This window comes from Polyangium fumosum, from assembly GCF_005144585.1.
Lineage (GTDB): Bacteria > Myxococcota_A > Polyangia > Polyangiales > Polyangiaceae > Polyangium > Polyangium fumosum.
In genome coordinates, this window is record NZ_SSMQ01000071.1 from 21,579 (window position 1) to 38,272 (window position 16,694).

Below are 16,694 nucleotides of genomic sequence, written 5' to 3' on the forward strand. Positions count from 1 at the left end.
CGCGCCGAAAACCTGCTCCCTACGCAACAGCCACCAATATCATGCGGGCATGGTGCGTCGGCCAGTCCCCCCGCACCAAGCTTTTGCCCGGGAAACGATTTTACGTCCGCTCGCGCCGCGCCGCCTCGATTCCGTCGCGCAGGCTCCGGAGCAAAAGGATCTCCCCGAGGTCCACATTGGCATGGACCAACGTCCGCGCGAGCTTCGACGTGATGCCCGTGGCGATTGGCCGCGCCCCGAGCAGACGAATCGCATGTCCGAGGCGCGCCACTTGCTCGGCCGTCTCCGCCGTGAGCGCGTCCGCGCCGGTCAGATCCAGGATCACGTGCTCGGCGCCGCGCGCCGAAACGGCCCCGAGGATCCGGCCTTCCATCTCCGCCGCGCGCGCCGCATCAAGCGCCCCGATGATCGGCAGCGCGATCGTGCGGGCCGAGACTTCGAGCACCGGCGCCGAGAGGGCGAGGATCTCCTGCTTCTGCCGCTCCACGAGCGCGAGCGTCCCCCGCAGCGCCTCCGCGAGCTGCCCCTCCTCGGCCGCCCGCCGCTCCGCCCCACGCCGCGCCGTCTCGTCGGTGTGGTGCACGAGGATCACCGTCTGCCCCGTCGCGGGATCCGGCAGCGTACGCGCCTCGATTGCGTGCCAGCGCTCGCCCGATTCCGTGCGCACGGCGGTCTCCAGCAAAAATACCTCCCCGTCCCGCGCCGCCGCGAGCAACGTCTCCGGGACCACGTCGTCCGGGAAGCGCGCATGAAATGGGGCCGAGGCCCCAAACGCCCGCTGGGCCGCAGGGTTTTGCAGGACAATCTCCCCCGCCATGTCGAGCAGCGTCACCATCACCGACGTGTGCCGCAGCGCCTCGATGCTGCGCACGAGATCCGGGCTCGGCGCCTTCTCCTTGACGAACCCCTGGATCAGCACGCCCGTCCGGCCGTCGTCGAGCGGCACGCCCGTCATGAAGAGCTTCACCGTCACGGGCTCGCCCTTCGGATAGAGCGTCCATTCCTCTTCGGCCGTCCGCCCTACGCGGAATCCATCGATGTACCCGCGCATCCGCGCTCGCGTCGACTCCGACATATCGGAGTAATCGCGGCCGTAGAGCTCCTCCGCGGTGCTCGCACGCCAAAGCTCGAGGGCGGGTTTGTTCGCCCAGCGCTGCCGGAAAAAGTCGAGATCGAACACCCAGGTCGGGACCGGGGAGGATTCCAGGGCGGCGAGCCGTTCGTGAAGCTTCATGGGTCGGGCTTCGCAGGCGACGCGTGACGTCGCTGGGGGACCTCGTCTAAGACGGAAACCGCGCGATGTCTACCCCGCCGCGCGCCTCTCTCCCAGGCCCGGCTCGTGTTGTTCCACGGGCAATCCCGCAATCTCGCGAAGCACGAGCGGAAAAAAGCTCTCGTTATCCATCGCCCCCGGCGCGCTGCCCGGATAGCGGCGCTCGATCGAGCGCTTTCCCCGCATCGGATCGATCCTGCGGATCACGACCGTCCCGCCCTTCACGTCGATCTCGTCCACCTCGATCGCGCTCCACCGTTCCACACGTTCGCCGTCGAAAAGCTCAATGAATCCGAGCCCTATCCGCGCGCGCCTCGAAGGGTCCCGTGCATCGCGCCCGATCTCGATCGCGCCGTGTGCTTCCACATCCTCTCGCGCCTTTCGAAGGAGCCAGTCGTTCCAGGCTCGCTCGGCCGCCACGGCGAAAAGATACGGTTGGTGCTCCAGCTTCACCCCCACGCTCGGTTTTTCCCCGTCGTAATGACCGTGGATCCGGAACGCCGCGCCGACGCTCCGGCGCCCCATCCAGCGCAGGTCGAATTCGACGCGGCTCGTCTCGCCTTTTGGGCGGGTGCGCACGGTCTTTACCAGGGCGCGCGCGTCCTCGAAGCGGAGCACCACGCGCGGCAGCGGATCCCCCCACGTGTACTGCGCGAGCCCGTCCTTGCCGACGTACGTGCACAACGCGGTCGGGCCATTCACCTTCCACGCGATCGGCGCCGCGAACCAGGCCCCCGCGGCGGCCGCGATCACGGCGAGCGCGCCTGCGATCGACTCCGTCCACGGAGAGCCGAGGCCGAACGTCTGCCGCAGCAGCCATACCAGGATGCCGATGGGCACGAACGAGACCAAGCCCACGGCGACCGCGGCGAGCCCCGCGAGCACGGACGTCCGCGCGACGCGCAGCGAGAGCGTCACCGGCTTCTCGCCGGCCTGCACCGTACTTCCGACCGAACGTACGTCCCCGATTTCCGGCGGAGGCAAGGCGAACACCCGCATCCCGTCGGCCAGACGATCCCCTGCGTGTGACGTCGCCAAAGGCGCGATCCGTGTCATGCCGTCCCGCAGGCGAGGATACCCTCCCCCGCCGCGTTTCGCGAGCCCGTCCTCTTCGGCCTTTGCTTCGCGAGCCTCCCGGATTACGCTCTCGCCGCGTGTCGGGCCCTCAGAGATCCTTCAGCGCGGAGCGTATCGGCGCGTGGGCGTACGCGAATGGCTTCACGTGGAGCCCTTTCCCCGGGGAGAGCTGGTTCCGCCCGTGGGAGCCACACGACAACATCGCGCCCCCGGGCCAGTACCTCCACGCGGTCACGCGCCATACGCCGCACGGCCCGTACGTGCTCGTCGAGCCCTGGTACGCCACGGATCTCGACACCGAGCCGCTCGAACGAACCGTCTTCGCGTACGCGACGCACCCGCGCCTCGTGCGCCGCGCGGCCATGCGGGTCGGCGAGCACTTCGTCACGCGCGTCGCTTACCTCGAAAGCGCGCCGCCGCCGAAGGTCGAGATCGGGGACAAACTCTGGGATGAGCACGTCACGACGTTCGCCGTCTCGCCCGCCGAGGCCGCCGCCGCGTTCCCTTCGCGCTTGCGCTCCATGCTCGCGAGCTGGGGGTTTCAGGGCCACCTGGAGATGCGCCCCGGCGGCCTCGTGATGTTCATGGCGGGCCTGCGCCCCGTGCCCGAGCATTACCAGCGCTTGCTCGGCGCGACGCGCGAGGTGCTGCACGCGGCCGTGGGTTAACAGCCTGTGGACTTATCTGCTGCGCGCCCCGAATCGTCGGTCGACATCACTCGAAATCCTTGAGGATTCCTCGCTCCGTCGCCCTAGCTTCGGGGCGCTCGCGACGATAATTCCACAGGCTGTTAAAAGACGAACGGCACGTCGATCTGCACGATCTTGTACTCGAGGCCGCCCGAGGAGAATCCCGTCGGCAGATCGAGGCCCATCGTCAGGGAGACACCGGGACGTAGCCACATCTTGTCGTTCAGCTTGAAGTGCCCGCGGGGGCCGAAGCCGAGCGTCCAGTTGTCGATCCGCGTGGGATCCGGGCCCTTCTCGATCGTCCCGTTCGAGACCCACAACTGGTAACGCAGCTCGGTGCCGAACGAGAGCTGCGGAAGGACGAACCAGCCGAAATGCAGGCCCGCCGTGAGGTTCGTCCGCGCCGCGTCCTTGTCGAGCGTGGCGCCCCGCACGCGGAGGAGCTGGAGGAGCGTCACCTCGGCCTGCAGCGTGATCCCGTTCGCGATGTAGCCGATGCCCGCGCCGACGATCGGGGTCATGTAGTTGATCTGGAAGAGCGCGTTGTCCATCGAGGCGCGCGCATAAATCCCGTCGAGGTTCGCCGTGCGGGTCGCCGCGTCGGGTTTGTCGCCACCGCCCGTGCCCACGGGGATCGTCGTGGCCGCGAAGAGGCCCACTTTCCACGACTCGCCGAGCGGAATCGAGTAAAGCGCGCCGATCGCGGGGTTGATGAACGACGTGGCCTTCGTGCCCTCGGGCCCCTGCGTCTCGCTGTGGATCATGCCGAGCCGCACGATGGCCGCGAGGTTCGGCAGGATCTTGTAGCTCCCGAGCAGGAGCACCGGGACCGTGGTCTTTGTCGTCGAGAACGCGAGCGTCGTGTCGAGACGAACCACGTTCCCCGCGGTCAGGGGCCGAAGCATGAAGGGCAAGGAGTACGGCGCCGGCGTCTTTTTCGCCGGCGCGGCCTCGGGCGTGGCCTCGGGCGCAGCGGGCGGCGCCTCCGCCGGGGCGTTTTCCGCGCGCGCCGGAAGGACAGCCGAAAGGCCGCCGAAGGCAAATCCTAACGCAACGAAACGTGATGCCTTTCGACGAACCCCAATTGCGTTTTTCACGACCCTACCCTCTCCTCTCCGAGCCCAACGTATCCGAGAGCAAGCGCGAGGTGCGAAAAAATCCGAGGGGGTTTCGTGCGCGGCTTGGCAGGCCAGACCACGACGGGCGCCGACCTATCCCATGTCCCAGCGATACGCGCCCACGATCCCCGCGTGATCACTCACGCGCGGGTGCAGCCCGTCCTCGGGCCCGGCGCCGTCGAACACCCGGACGAACGCCTCGATACGCGCCGCGCGCCGGCCCGCCGTGGCCCGGAGCATCTGGTAATCGATCCGGCTCGTCAGCGTCTTCTCGCCGAACGTGGGCCACACGTTCCGCGTGGCCATTCCCACGTCGGTATACCCTCGCTCCACGAAGAGCGCGACCTGCCGATCCTCGGGGCTTCCATTGAGATCACCCGCCAAGAGCGTCGCGGCGTGATCCCCGCCCGGCAGCCGGGCGGCCTCAGCAAGCAGACGCGCGACCTGCGTCCCGCCGTCCGATCCCCACGACACGTGCGTCGTCCCCACCCGGATTTTGGTCTCTTTGATCGTCGTCCGCGCGATCAGCGCGATGCGGGCGAGCGGGCCTTCGCTGAGCTGCAAGACCGCCACGTCCTCGATCGGGCCCGACGACAGGATCGACAGCCCCTCCCGGTACACGTCGAACCCGATGTGGGCCTCTCTCCACACGTGCTCCCAGCGCCGCCGCGTGAACCGCTCGAGGTGCTCCTGCAAGATCCGCCCGGCGTTTGGCTCGGCCGGGTTCGACACGTGCTCGCCGACCTCCTGCAAGAGGAGCACGTCGATCCCCATCGCCGCCACGCCGAACGCGATCCGCTCGATCTTCGGGATCGAATCGTTCACCACCACGCCGTCCCGCAGGCCTCGCTCCTGGTAGGTGTGCAGGTTGAGCGAGAGCACGCGGATCGCCGCGGGATCCCCGAGATCACGCCCTCCCACGACGAACGCCGCGTTCCGCCCCCCGAGCCCGTCGTCGACGTCGAGCGGGTTTGCCGGGTCCGCGGTCCATCGACCATCCACGACGAGCTTGTACGCGTGCACGCCGCGGGGCAGCGGCCGCGTCGTGAGGACCCAGAGATCGGTGCCTTCGCGCTTCACGAGCGGGATCGGGTCCTTGCCCCAGCCGGTGAAATCGCCGGCCACGAGCACGCTCGAAGCGCGTTCGTCGCGGTAGACGAAGGACACGGAGCCGTCGTGCGCCACGTGCGAGCCGGGAGAAGGGACCACGTCGGGGCGGGTCATCGCCCCCTTCGGTTATGCTTGCGCGCGGGGCGTGTCAAAAGGATTTCCGGGGCGGCCCTCTCGCCTGTAGTCTGCCGGCCATGCGCAACGTGGTCTTCGTCCTGCCGTTCGTCACGGAGGGCGCCCTCAAGTTCGTCTCCGGAACCGCGAACGTGCCCGGGGTTCGCCTGGGCGTCCTCGCCCAGGATCCGGCGGACAAGCTCCCGCCTTCGATCAAGGATCGCCTCGCCGGCCATTGGCAGGTGCAAAACGCCTTCGATCCGCGCCAGATCGCCGAGGGCGTCCAGGGGATCGCGGGGCAGATGGGGCCCATCGATCGCCTCATCGGCTCGCTCGAGCCGCTCCAGGAGCCGCTCGCCGAGGTCCGCGCCGCGCTCGGCCTGCCGGGCATGTCGCCCGAGGTCGCGCGGAACTTCCGCGACAAGGCTGTGATGAAGACCATCTTCGAGAGCAAAGGTGTCCCCTGCGCGCGCCACCGCCTCGCCCACCGCCGCGAAGAGGCCCTCGACTTCCTCGCCGACGTCGGCCTCCCGGTCGTCGTCAAGCCCCCGGCCGGGGCTTGCTCCGTGGACACCTTCCGCCTGGAGACGCAGGACGACCTCGACGCATACCTCGCGCGGATGCAAGCCGAGAGCGGCCCCGTCCTGTTCGAGGAGTTTTTGCGGGGCGAGGAGCATTCGCTCGACGCGGTGACGGTGAACGGCCGGATGGTCTGGTATTCGATCTCGAAGTACTGGCCGTCGCCGCTCACCGTGATGGAAAACCCGTGGATGCAATGGTGCGTCCTGTCGCCGCGGCACGTGGATGTGCCGGCGTACGTCGCGATCCGGGAGACGGGCGAGAACGCGGTCCGCGCGCTCGGGCTCACGACGGGCCTGACGCACATGGAATGGTTCCAGCGGCCGGATGGAAGCGTGGCCGTCTCGGAGATCGGCGCGCGCCCGCCCGGCGCGCATTTCATGACGCTGCTCTCGCACGCGCACGACGTCGATTTCCACCATGCCTGGGCGAAGCTCATGGTGGACGACACGTTCGAGGTGCCAGAGCGGAAATACGCGGTGGGCGCGGCGTACCTGCGCGGCGCGGGGACGGGTCGGGTGAAGGCGGTGCACGGGATCGCCGAGGCGAACGCGGAGATCGGCTCGCTCGTGGTCGAGGCGCGCCTGCCCACGCCGGGGCAGCAGCAGGGCAATGCCTACGATGGGGTGGGGTTCGTGATGCTGCGGCACGAGGACACGGATCTGGTCGCGCAGGCACTGCGGCAGGCGGTCGAGATTCTCCGCGTCGAGCTCGAATGAACGTCCGTCGTCCGCGGTGACGCTTGACACCTTCCTGCCCTTCCTGCCAGGATCGTTTGGCAGGACGACTTTACATCCGAACTCTCGGTCCGGGAGAGTGGGAGGTTTTTTCGTGAACGACATGTGCTCGACGCGCCCAGCTCCGTCATCGACATTCCTTGGTCGGCTCCGGCGCGTGGCCTCTGCGCTGCTCCTTGCCTCGATGCCCGTCCTCGGGCTCGGCGCCCTCGCGGGCTGCGCATGGCAACCCACGATCCTCCGCGTGGATCCCGCGTTGACGTCCAAGGACCTCGTCGGCGGCAAAATCGCGATCATGCCCGTGAAGTTCGACGACGACAAGGTGGGCCCCCAGGAGCGCTCCTTGATGGCGGCCGCCTTCGTTCGTGCGGTCCTCCAAACACGCGAAGACATCCACCTCGCCAGCAGCGCCTCGCACGATCGGGCCCTCCAGGGGGCGCTCGAAGAGGAGGCCAAGTTCATGCGTGTCTATGAGGAGGGGGGCACCGAGCCGGCTCGACTCGCCGAGCTCACGGCGTCCCTGAATGCTCGCTACTTTGCCCTGTCGCGCCTGCATTACGAGCAGGCCGTCCATGGCGGGGGGAACATGGCCGGCAATACCGTCCAATCCACGCTCTCGGGGCGGGTGTCGCTCGTCGATACGAAGTCGGGGGCGGTCGTGTGGGAGGGGGAATTCGTCAGCACGCGGAGCGGCGTGGACACGCAGGTGGATCCCCACCCCTCCATGCATGCATTGCCGTTCTTCTCGACCTTCGTCCGCGGGTGGCCGAACCAGCCCTGACGCGGCGTCCTCGCTCGATCAGCCCGTGCCCTCGTCGACGATCGCCTGGGTCGCGGCCTCCAGCCAGCGGCGGGTGGAGGCGATGCGCGCATCGGAGAGCGGCTCCAGGGGCAAGAGCTTCCAGCTCGTGAGGAAGCCGGTCCAGAGGATGTTGAGCCGCGCCGCGCGCTCCTCGGCGTTCGGGGGCCCGAGCCACGCGGCCAGCGGCACCATCACCTTCGTCTGGAGAAACTCGATGCTCGCCGCGTGCGCCGCGGGGTCGGCCGCCGAGAGGATCATCATCGCCAGCGGGCCCGATGCGTCCTGCGTGTCGCAGAAGATGGCCACCATGTCCACGCCGAAGCGGCGCCGATCCCCGTGGAGCATCGGGGAGATGTCGATGATCCGCTCCAGCGTCGCCCGGTAGAGCCCCTCTTTCGAGCCGAAGTAGCGGCCGACGAGCGCGGAGTTCACCCCGGCGAGCTCGGCCACCTCGCGCACGCCGGTGTTCGTGAAGCCTCGTGTCGAGAACAGGGTCCGCGCGGCGTCGAGGATCGCGGTGCGCGTGCGGTCCGCGTCGCGCTGCCGCGTCGGCTTCTTGGGCTCGGTGCGAGGCATGTACACGGTTGTTTACTTACGCCGAAGACAGAGGTATGTCCAGCCATGTACACAGTCGTGTACATGGCTGGTGGCTGTCGAGCCGAAAGGATGTGTGCGGATGGATGCGACAAAGAAGGGTGAGGCCGCTTTTTCTCCGGAGGCGTTGCAGGAGAAGTACCGGCTTGAGCGGGAGAAGCGGCTGCGCCCCGACGGCAGCACCCAGTACCTCGAGCTCAGCAAGGTGTACGCGGACTTCGACAAGGATCCCTACGTCGAGCCCGGGTTCACCCGTCCGGCGGTGACCGAGACGATCGACGTGCTCATCGTCGGCGGAGGTTTCGGCGGCATGCTCGCGGCGGTGCGGCTGCGCCAGGCGGGGGTTCATTCCTTCCGCGTGGTCGAGAAGGGCGGCGACTTCGGCGGCACCTGGTACTGGAACCGTTATCCGGGCGCCGCCTGCGACGTGGAATCCTACATCTACATGCCGCTGCTCGAAGAGACCGGCTACGTCCCGACGGAGAAGTACGCCAAGGCGACCGAGATCTTCGCCCACTGCCAGCGAATCGGCCGGCAATTCGACCTCTACAAGGCGGCGCTGTTCCAGACCGAGGTCGAGCAGATGGACTGGGACGAGGAGCAGCGGCGCTGGACGGTCACGACGAGCCGCGGCGACAAACTCGCGGCGCGGTTCGTGATCATCGCCGGGGGCATCCTCCACAAGGCGAAGCTGCCCGGCATCCCGGGGATCGAGACGTTCAAGGGGCACAGCTTCCACACGAGCCGTTGGGACTATGCCTATACCGGCGGTGGCCCCGCGGGCAGCATGACCCGGCTCGCCGACAAACGCGTGGGCATCATCGGGACGGGAGCGACCGCGGTCCAGGCGATTCCCCACCTCGGCGCTTCGGCCAAGCAATTGTACGTCTTTCAGCGCACGCCCTCGGGCGTCGGCGAACGGAACAACCAGCCGACCGACGAGGCCTGGGCGAAGACGCTCGCGCCCGGCTGGCAACGGGAGCGCATGGTCAATTTCACCGCCATCGTCTCGGGTCGAAAGCAGGACGTCGACCTGGTGAAGGACGGCTGGACCTACATCTTCGACGACGCCGAGACCCGCCGCGCCCAGACCCCCGCGGAGGTGGCCGAGCTGCGCCAGCTCGCCGATTACCGCAAGATGGAGGAGATCCGCGCGCGGGTGGACTCCATCGTCAAGGATTCCGCGGCGGCCGAGGCGCTCAAGCCCTATTACAACCAGCTCTGCAAGCGCCCCTGCTTCCACGACGAATACCTGGAGACGTTCAACCGCCCGAACGTCGAGCTCGTCGACACCGACGGAAAGGGCGTGGAGCGCATCACGCCCACCGGCGTGGTCGTGAACGGCAAGGAGTACCCCGTCGATTGCTTGATTTACTCCACGGGCTTCGAGGTCTCGAGCGAATACACCCGCCGGCTGGGCTTCGACATCCGCGGGCGCGGCGGCAAGTCCTTGCGCGAGAGCTGGGCCGAGGGCCCGACGACGCTCCACGGCATGCACACCCGCGGGTATCCGAACCTCCTGATCTTCAGCCCCACCCAGAGCGGCTGGGCGATCAACTTCGTCCACGTCCTCGACGAGCTGGCGCAGCACGCCGCCTACATCATCGAGCGTTGCCTCGAGCAAGGCGTCGAGACCATCGAGGCGACGGAGCAGGCGCAGCAGCAATGGTGGGAGGTGATCCTCGGCAGCCTCATGACGAACCCCATCGCCTTCGGCGGCCCCGAATGCACGCCCGGCTACTACAACAACGAGGGCATCCTCGCGATGAGCCTCGCGCGCTTCGCCGCGTTCAACGGCGGCACGCTCGAGTTCTTCGAGATCCTGCAGAACTGGCGCAAGGCCGACGATCTCGCGGGGCTGGAGCTGACGCATGGCTGATCGGCAAGACGTGAACGCCTGAGCCCCCCGGAGGTCCCACCGTGTATCGATTCCCCTTCCCATCCCTGATCGCCTGCTTGCTGCTGGGATGCCAGCCCCCGGCCGCGGCTCCCCCGGCTGCTGAGCCCCCGGCCTCGCCACAGACGCCTCCCCAGGGCCCTTCCCAGGCCTATCGCAAGGAGGTGGTCGTGGCCGGCTCGCCTTTCCAGGGCGTCCATGGGCTTTCCCTCGACGGCCATGGGCACCTTTTGGCCAGCAATCTGCTCGGCCACTCCGTCCATTCCGTCGATTTGCGCAGCGGCGCGGTCTCCACCCTGGTGGGGCCTCCCCTCGGCGGCGCGGACGACGTGACCCTGGGGCCCGATGGATCCATCTACTGGACCGGCTTTTTCTCCGGCCGGTTGATGCGGCGCACGCCGGATGGAACGACGCGCGTCCTCGCCAAGGATCTGCCGGGCCTCAACTCGCTGGCCTTCCGCCGCGACGGCAGGCTCTACATCACCCAGCTCGGCCGGGGGGTCGATGCGCTGTCGGAAGTGGATCCGGACGGGAACAAGCCTCCGCGCCAGGTCCTCGCCAATCCCGGCTTCCTCAATGGGTTCGAGTTTGGCACGGACGACCGGCTGTACGGCCCGATCCTGCTCAAGGGGCAAATCGTCCGCTTGAACGTGGACACCGGCGCCATGGAGGTCGTGGCGCAGGGTTTTGCCATGCCGACCGCCGTCAACTTCGACGCGCGCCGCGAGAATCTTTACGTGGTCGACGCGGCGCGCGGTGAGCTGGTCCGCGTCCGGGCGGCCACGGGCGAAAAAAAGGTCGTCGCGAATCTGCCCACCGGACTCGATAACCTGACCGTCGGCCCCGACGACCAGGTGTACGTGTCCAACATGGTGGACAACGACATCCGCGTCGTGAATCCCGCCGACGGTTCCATCCGGACCCTCGTCGAGGCGCGCTTGACCGTACCCTCCGGCCTCGCGGTCGCGCCGGAGGATCCGGACGAGCGCCTGTACGTGGCGGATGTGTATGCCCTTCGCCGGGTGGGAGGGCGTGACGGGAAGATCTCCGAGACGACCCGTGTCCTCTCCACCCGGCTGAACTTCCCGATGCACGTGAGCCTGGGCGCGAAGCACATGGTGCTGAGCAGCGCCTATCTCGCGAGCGTGCAGGTGCTGGATCGGGCCTCCGGGGAAATCCTGCGGACCATTCCCAACACGAATGGCATCCAGGGCGCGCTCGAGCTCGCCGATGGCACGCTGCTCGTCGCAGAGGCCCAAACGGGCAAGCTCGTGCGCGTCGAACCCACCGAACCCGCGAAGACCACGGTTCTGACCGAGGGATTGGAGGGTCCCGTGGGGCTCGTGGCCGACACGGAGGCGAAGGAGCCTGGGGTCTACGTCACCGAGGTGCGCTCGGGGCGGGTGACCCGGGTGCGTTTGTCGGATGGATCCAAGCAGACGGTGGCCAGCGACCTTCAGGCGCCCGAGGGCATTGCCCGGCACCCCGACGGCGGATTGATCGTCGCCGAGGTGGGCCGCAAGCAGCTTTTGCGTATCGATCCGGCCACGGGGCGCGCCACCGTGCTCGCGAGCGGCCTGCCCATCGGTTTGCCCGAGAGCGAGGGCCTGCCGCCGGGCTACGTCCCCACGGGCGTCGCCGTGGGTCGCTCGGGCACCATTTATCTATCGTCGGACATCGAGAGCGCGCTTTATCGATTCGTCCCAGCGCCCTGAAACCCCCTTGGGGAGGAGTGTACGGCCATGAAGGTCCGAAACAAGGTCGTCGTCGTGACCGGCGGCGGAAATGGCATAGGCAGAGGGCTCGTCCTCGGGCTTCTGTCGAAGGGCGCGAGCGTCGCCGCCGTCGACATCGACGCGTCTGCCCTCGAAGAGACCCTCGCGCTTTCAGGGCGCGATCGGGACAGGCTTTCCACCTACATCGTGAACATCACGGATCGGGACGCGGTGGATGCGCTCCCGGCCCAGGTCATCGCGCGCTTCGGGGCGGTGGACGGCATCATCAACAATGCGGGCATCATTCAACCGTTCGTCCGGCTACAGGATCTCGAGTATGCAGCGATCGATCGGGTGATGAACGTCAACCTGTTCGGGACGCTCTACATGACCAAGGCGTTCCTGCCGCACCTGCTCGCACGCCCGGAAGCACACATCACGAACATCTCCAGCATGGGAGGATTTCTTCCCGTCCCGGGACAAACGATTTACGGCGCCGCCAAGGCAGCCGTGAAACTCCTGACGGAGGGCTTGAACTCGGAGCTTTTGGGGACGAACGTGAAGGTCACGGTGGTGTTTCCGGGCGCGATTGGCACGAACATCGCGGTGAACTCGGGCGTGATGGATACCCTGCAGGTGAAGGAGGGAGCGGCGCCGGTGCCCAAGATGCTGGCGCCCGGCACCGCCGCGCAGATCATCCTCGACGGGATCGAAAACGACGCGTACCGCGTCCTGGTCGGGCCCGACGCCAGGCTCATGGATGCCATCTACAGGCTGCACCCCCAGCGCGCGGCGCGATTCATCTACGACCAGATGCGCGCGTTGTTGCCGAAGTAACCGTCCTTTGGGGCAACTCTGGCCCCACGCCTCCCCCCGCTCGTCGAGCTGTCACATCGCCGCGACAGGTGTCATGGCCCGGTGTCATTCCGACGTGACACCCTGGCGTCCACACGGCGCAAGCCACCGCAAGAATCCCGGCGGTTCGGCGCACCGCCCTCCGCACCGACGTGGCACGGCGATTGCCAAGGGCCAGGCAGGGCCATGCGCGCCGCCGATGAACGGCGGGAGCCACGGCCCAGGAGCCGGACCCCCATGCGAATCGCATCCCTCATCGCCGGTCGATTGCTCGCCCCGAGCGTTCTCGTCGCCTCCGTCGCCCTCGGTGGCTGCGCCACCCTCGACGACGATGGAATCGCCGTCGAGGACAACAATGGTGCGGACCTCTCGGCGCAGGCCGACCTCGCGTCCCCCGACGGCGAGCTCGTGGCCACCCTACCTCTCCCCGACGGAGCCGAGGTACAGTTCTACGCGCACGACGACGGCAGCTTCAGCGTCGCCGAGGTGGGGGACGCCCACCATCACACGGTCATGCAGCGCCCGGAGTTCGCCGAGGCGAACGCCTTCGACTTGTTCCGCGCCCTCGCAGCCCCGGAGCAGGAGATCCCCCGTCGCCTCGTCGCCTACCATGAGGCCATGCGCGCCGAAGGGACGCGGACGCCGACGGTCGACGGCACGCTCCCGCCGCAGGGCTGGCTCCTGAACGAGCTCAAGGCGACGCCCCAGCCCCAAAGCCTCCTCTCCGCCTGCGACGAGAGCATCCAGACCTTCGTGTGCGACGATGGAGGGGCCTCCTATCCCAGCGGCCCGGGCTGCTTCGCTTCCTATACGGGCACCTTGTCGTGGTACGACAACGCCCAGGCGATTCGTCGCTACCGCACCGGGTTCTGCACCACCGGCACCGTCGATGCGGACATCACGTATAGCTACGCAGGCCCCGGTGACTGCATCGTATTCAGACCGCTGTTCGGCCTTCGGTATGGCCTCTACTCCAGCATCAACTGGCAATATTGGTGGAGCGGCCCCAGCGGGGCCACCCCCCGGACCTACTCCAACCGTGTCGAATACGTGTCGGGCGACGGCTTCGCGTGGGGCGTGAGGGAGCAATACCACACGTCCTCGTCCTGCGATATCTGAGGCGAGGAGAACCCACCTCCACGAAGGGGTGACAAACGTCCTCCTTCCGAATAACGTCGCCGCGTGCGCTCCTCCCGCCCCCGCCTGGCCCTGCTCCTCCTCGCGCTCGCCGCGTGCAGCCGCCCCGCTGCATCCGGAAAAACCCCGCCGCCGATCTCGCCCGCCGCATCGAAACCCGGGCCGACCGTCGCGACCGCCGCCCCCGTGGCCAGCGCCTCCCCTGCCGTCTCCCCCGCGCCCGTGAAGCTTGGTCAGGTCCGCCGCGTGGTCGCGGGGAGCAACCACACCTGCGCGCTCGGCGCCGAGGGCGTGGCCCGTTGCGTCGGGGAGAACGAGCACCAGCAGCTCGCCCCGGGATCCGCCGAAAATGCCCACGTCGCCGACGTCGTGCTCGGGGAGCGTATCGTCGATATCGCGGCCGGATCCGGCTTCACGTGCGCGCTCACCGAAGCAGGCGCCGTGTCCTGCTGGGGCTGGGTGTACACCGATCCGACGACGAAGCGCGAGCAGCCCATCACCGGGGCCACGGACGCGACGGGGATCGTCGTCCAGAAAACGGTGGGCTGCGCCATCCTTCGGAACGGAGACGCAGCCTGCTGGGGCGACGCGACGTGGCTCGACAAGAGCGGGAACCCCTCCGAAACCTCGGCGATTCGGCTCGGGCTCAACGACGTCACGTCGATCGCTCCAGCGGAAAATTACGTATGCGTCACGCGGAAGGGCGGCGCGGCGCAATGCAAAGGAGACCTCCCGTGGAAGGAGGACACGGCGGCGACGTGGGTGCCCGTCTCCGCGAAAAAGGGCGCGGGCGCGGCGCCATTTCGGCGCGTCTCCGCCGCGGGGAGCCACGCCTGCTTCGAGACAGACGGCGCGCCGCTCTGCCTGGGCACCGATTTCCAGGGGACCCTCCTCCCCGAGCTCGACATGCCTGCGTTCGCGCGCGGCGCGCGCCGGGTGCAGGCGGGGGGCGGGCGCGTCTGCGCGATCGACGCGATCGGTCGCGTGGCTTGCTGGGGACATGCTTATCATGGCGAAACTGGCATCGATCCGGACGCGCCGCTCGTGGGCGGCGCCGTGCCCGTCGTGGGCGTGAGCGACGCCGTCGATCTCGCGCTCTCGGACGACCATACCTGCGCGCTCGAATCGGACGGCGATGTGTTTTGCTGGGGCCTCCATCGAGAGGGCCAGCTCGGCGACGGCAAACCCCTCCACCGGGCGACCCCCGTGGATGTCGGCGTCTTTCGGGGGGCGACGGACATCCAGGGTGGGTCGAGCGAGACGTGTCTCCTCGCCGACGGCGACATCTCCTGCTGGGGTGGCGACAACGACCCCGGCCCATGGCCGCAAAAGGCGAGCTTTCCCAACCGGGTCGTGGCCATGGACCTCGGGCAAATCACCGTATGCGGGCTCCTGCCGGGCGGCGACGTGCGTTGCGGGTTCTTCAACAAGGTCGACCGTTGCAAGGACCAGGACAACCGTCGGCATTGCACCCTCGCGTCGCGCTGGGACAGCGACCGGCTGCCGGCCTTGCCTGGCAAGGCGACCGATTTCGCCACGGATCGCATCAACAACGTGTGCGCCCTCGTCGGCGGCGATGCGCATTGTCTGTTTTACCTCGGCGAGGCCGGCGGGTATCACGGCGATACGTGGCAAAAGGTGCCGCGCGTGTCGGGCGCGGTCTCGATCGAGGCCACGGCCGAGTCGATGTGCGTGATTGAGGGCGCCGATCGCCACGTCGCCTGTTTCCACGATCATCGCTTCGATGCGGATCAGGATTTCGCCGAGGAACCGCCGAACCCGAAGGTCACGAAAATCGCGGGACTCACCGGTGTGACCGCCCTGGCCGGCGGCGCCTCGACGTTCTGCGCCCTGGCCGGCGGCGCGCTGCGCTGCTTCGAGCCGGCCATCGAGCGGGGTACACCGACGATCCGCCCGACCTCGGCCGTCGCGATCGACGGTCTCCCGCAGGCGGATGCAATTGCAGGCGCGAACGACATGTTTTGCGCGATCCACGCGGGAAAGGTCCATTGTTGGGAAATGTATCACCCGGGGACCGTGAAGACGGTGCCGCTGCCGCGACCGGCGACGCGGATCGGCGTCGGATACGAGCACGCGTGCGCGCTCACGGACGACGAGCATTTGTGGTGCTGGGGGCGCGACGAAGGCGGGCAGCTCGGCGTGGGGCGCGTCGTGATGTCGTATCGGCCGATCCGGGCAGAGGTGTTGCGGTAGCCGCCCCGGGGCTCCGCCCCGGACCCCGCGGGGGGCTGTCCGCCCCCTCGACCCCGGACCAGCGAGGCGCTGGACCCAGGGTTGAAAAACTGCGCGGTGTGCAGTTTTTCAAACAGGCCGACGAAGAAGCCTGGGCGCCAGCGGAACCCGCAGCGCGGCTGTCTTGATCGGCAACGCCGCTGCGCGTCTTGACCCGGGCCTGTTCGATGAGCTGCGCATCGCGCAGTTCATCGAGCTTGGGTCCAGCGCCTCGCTGGTCCGGGGTGCAGGGGGCGGACAGCCCCCTGCTGGGGCCTGGGGCAAAGCCCCAGCGCCGCGCCCTCGCGAACCTGCCCCGCCCTTCCCAGTTGAACCCGCCCCCGAGCGGCGCGATACCTCCCCGCATGCCGCACATCCTGATCGTCGAGGACGAGCCCGCGATCGCCGAGTCCCTCGCGTACGCCCTTCGTCGCGACGGCTTCGGCGTCACCCTCGCCGGCACCCTCGCAGGCGCCGAGCGCTCCCTCGACGCCGCCTCCCTCGTCCTGCTCGATCTCATGCTCCCCGACGGCAGCGGCTTCGACCTCATCGGCAAGGTCCGCAGGAGCGGCCTCGGCACGCCCATCATCGTCCTCACGAGCCGCGACGACGAAGCCGACCGCGTCGCCGCCCTCGAAACCGGCGCCGACGACTACGTCACCAAACCCTTCTCCACCCGCGAGATCGTCGCCCGCGTCCGCGCCGTCCTCCGCCGCGTCGCCCCGCCCACCCCCCTCAGCACCACGCCGCCTCCGGCGGCCGCGC

At 68.2% G+C, this 16,694-nt stretch carries 14 protein-coding genes; 9 read left to right on the forward strand and 5 right to left on the reverse strand.

Annotated elements, in window-relative coordinates; translation table 11 throughout:
• Window positions 1-100 precede the first annotated feature (100 nt).
• Both E8A74_RS42020 and E8A74_RS42025 read right to left on the reverse strand, forming a co-directional pair.
• Entirely contained in the window at window positions 101-1,234 is a 1,134-nt protein-coding gene (locus E8A74_RS42020; RefSeq protein WP_136934766.1) for a PAS domain-containing protein, read from the reverse strand.
• Window positions 1,235-1,303: 69 nt separating this feature from the next.
• On the reverse strand, window positions 1,304-2,311 hold the full coding sequence (locus tag E8A74_RS42025; RefSeq protein ID WP_136934767.1) for a hypothetical protein: 1,008 nt from the start codon (window positions 2,309-2,311) through the stop codon (window positions 1,304-1,306).
• Between the two features lie 116 nt (window positions 2,312-2,427).
• On the opposite strand from E8A74_RS42025, the gene E8A74_RS42030 reads away from it, so the two are divergent.
• Window positions 2,428-3,018, forward strand: a complete 591-nt coding sequence (locus E8A74_RS42030; protein WP_136934768.1) for a hypothetical protein — start codon at window positions 2,428-2,430, stop codon at window positions 3,016-3,018.
• Window positions 3,019-3,140: 122 nt separating this feature from the next.
• Here E8A74_RS42030 and E8A74_RS42035 read toward each other — a convergent pair whose 3' ends face one another.
• Both E8A74_RS42035 and E8A74_RS42040 read right to left on the reverse strand, forming a co-directional pair.
• Complete coding sequence (locus E8A74_RS42035; RefSeq protein ID WP_136934769.1) at window positions 3,141-4,136, reverse strand: hypothetical protein; 996 nt, start codon at window positions 4,134-4,136, stop codon at window positions 3,141-3,143.
• A 114-nt stretch (window positions 4,137-4,250) separates the two neighbouring features.
• The gene (locus E8A74_RS42040; RefSeq protein ID WP_136934770.1) at window positions 4,251-5,381 is read right to left on the reverse strand and encodes an endonuclease/exonuclease/phosphatase family protein; all 1,131 of its coding nucleotides are present in this window, start codon (window positions 5,379-5,381) and stop codon (window positions 4,251-4,253) included.
• Between the two features lie 80 nt (window positions 5,382-5,461).
• Between E8A74_RS42040 and E8A74_RS42045 the strand changes: the two genes are divergently transcribed.
• Complete coding sequence (locus tag E8A74_RS42045) at window positions 5,462-6,679, forward strand: ATP-grasp domain-containing protein (RefSeq protein WP_136934771.1); 1,218 nt, start codon at window positions 5,462-5,464, stop codon at window positions 6,677-6,679.
• 175 nt (window positions 6,680-6,854) lie between these two features.
• Complete coding sequence (locus tag E8A74_RS42050) at window positions 6,855-7,478, forward strand: hypothetical protein (protein WP_136934772.1); 624 nt, start codon at window positions 6,855-6,857, stop codon at window positions 7,476-7,478.
• An 18-nt stretch (window positions 7,479-7,496) separates the two neighbouring features.
• Here the strand turns inward: E8A74_RS42050 and E8A74_RS42055 are convergent, their stop codons facing one another.
• The gene (locus tag E8A74_RS42055; RefSeq protein WP_136934778.1) at window positions 7,497-8,075 is read right to left on the reverse strand and encodes a TetR/AcrR family transcriptional regulator; all 579 of its coding nucleotides are present in this window, start codon (window positions 8,073-8,075) and stop codon (window positions 7,497-7,499) included.
• A gap of 100 nt (window positions 8,076-8,175) precedes the next feature.
• Between E8A74_RS42055 and E8A74_RS42060 the strand changes: the two genes are divergently transcribed.
• The 6 genes from E8A74_RS42060 to E8A74_RS42085 form a co-directional block, all read left to right on the forward strand.
• A complete protein-coding gene (locus E8A74_RS42060) occupies window positions 8,176-9,972 on the forward strand; it encodes a flavin-containing monooxygenase (RefSeq protein WP_211365576.1) in 1,797 nt (598 codons plus the stop codon).
• A 188-nt stretch (window positions 9,973-10,160) separates the two neighbouring features.
• On the forward strand, window positions 10,161-11,705 hold the full coding sequence (locus E8A74_RS42065; RefSeq protein ID WP_232379987.1) for an NHL repeat-containing protein: 1,545 nt from the start codon (window positions 10,161-10,163) through the stop codon (window positions 11,703-11,705).
• Window positions 11,706-11,732: 27 nt separating this feature from the next.
• Window positions 11,733-12,542, forward strand: coding sequence for an SDR family NAD(P)-dependent oxidoreductase (locus E8A74_RS42070; protein ID WP_136934773.1), 810 nt, complete (start codon window positions 11,733-11,735; stop codon window positions 12,540-12,542).
• 255 nt (window positions 12,543-12,797) lie between these two features.
• Window positions 12,798-13,679 carry a hypothetical protein gene (locus tag E8A74_RS42075; RefSeq protein ID WP_136934774.1) on the forward strand — a complete coding sequence of 294 codons (882 nt, stop codon included), beginning with the start codon at window positions 12,798-12,800 and terminating at the stop codon, window positions 13,677-13,679.
• 63 nt (window positions 13,680-13,742) lie between these two features.
• Complete coding sequence (locus E8A74_RS42080) at window positions 13,743-15,911, forward strand: RCC1 domain-containing protein (RefSeq protein WP_136934775.1); 2,169 nt, start codon at window positions 13,743-13,745, stop codon at window positions 15,909-15,911.
• Window positions 15,912-16,294: 383 nt separating this feature from the next.
• Window positions 16,295-16,694 (forward strand): response regulator transcription factor (locus tag E8A74_RS42085; protein ID WP_136934776.1); only part of this gene is annotated, 400 nt, incomplete at its 3' end.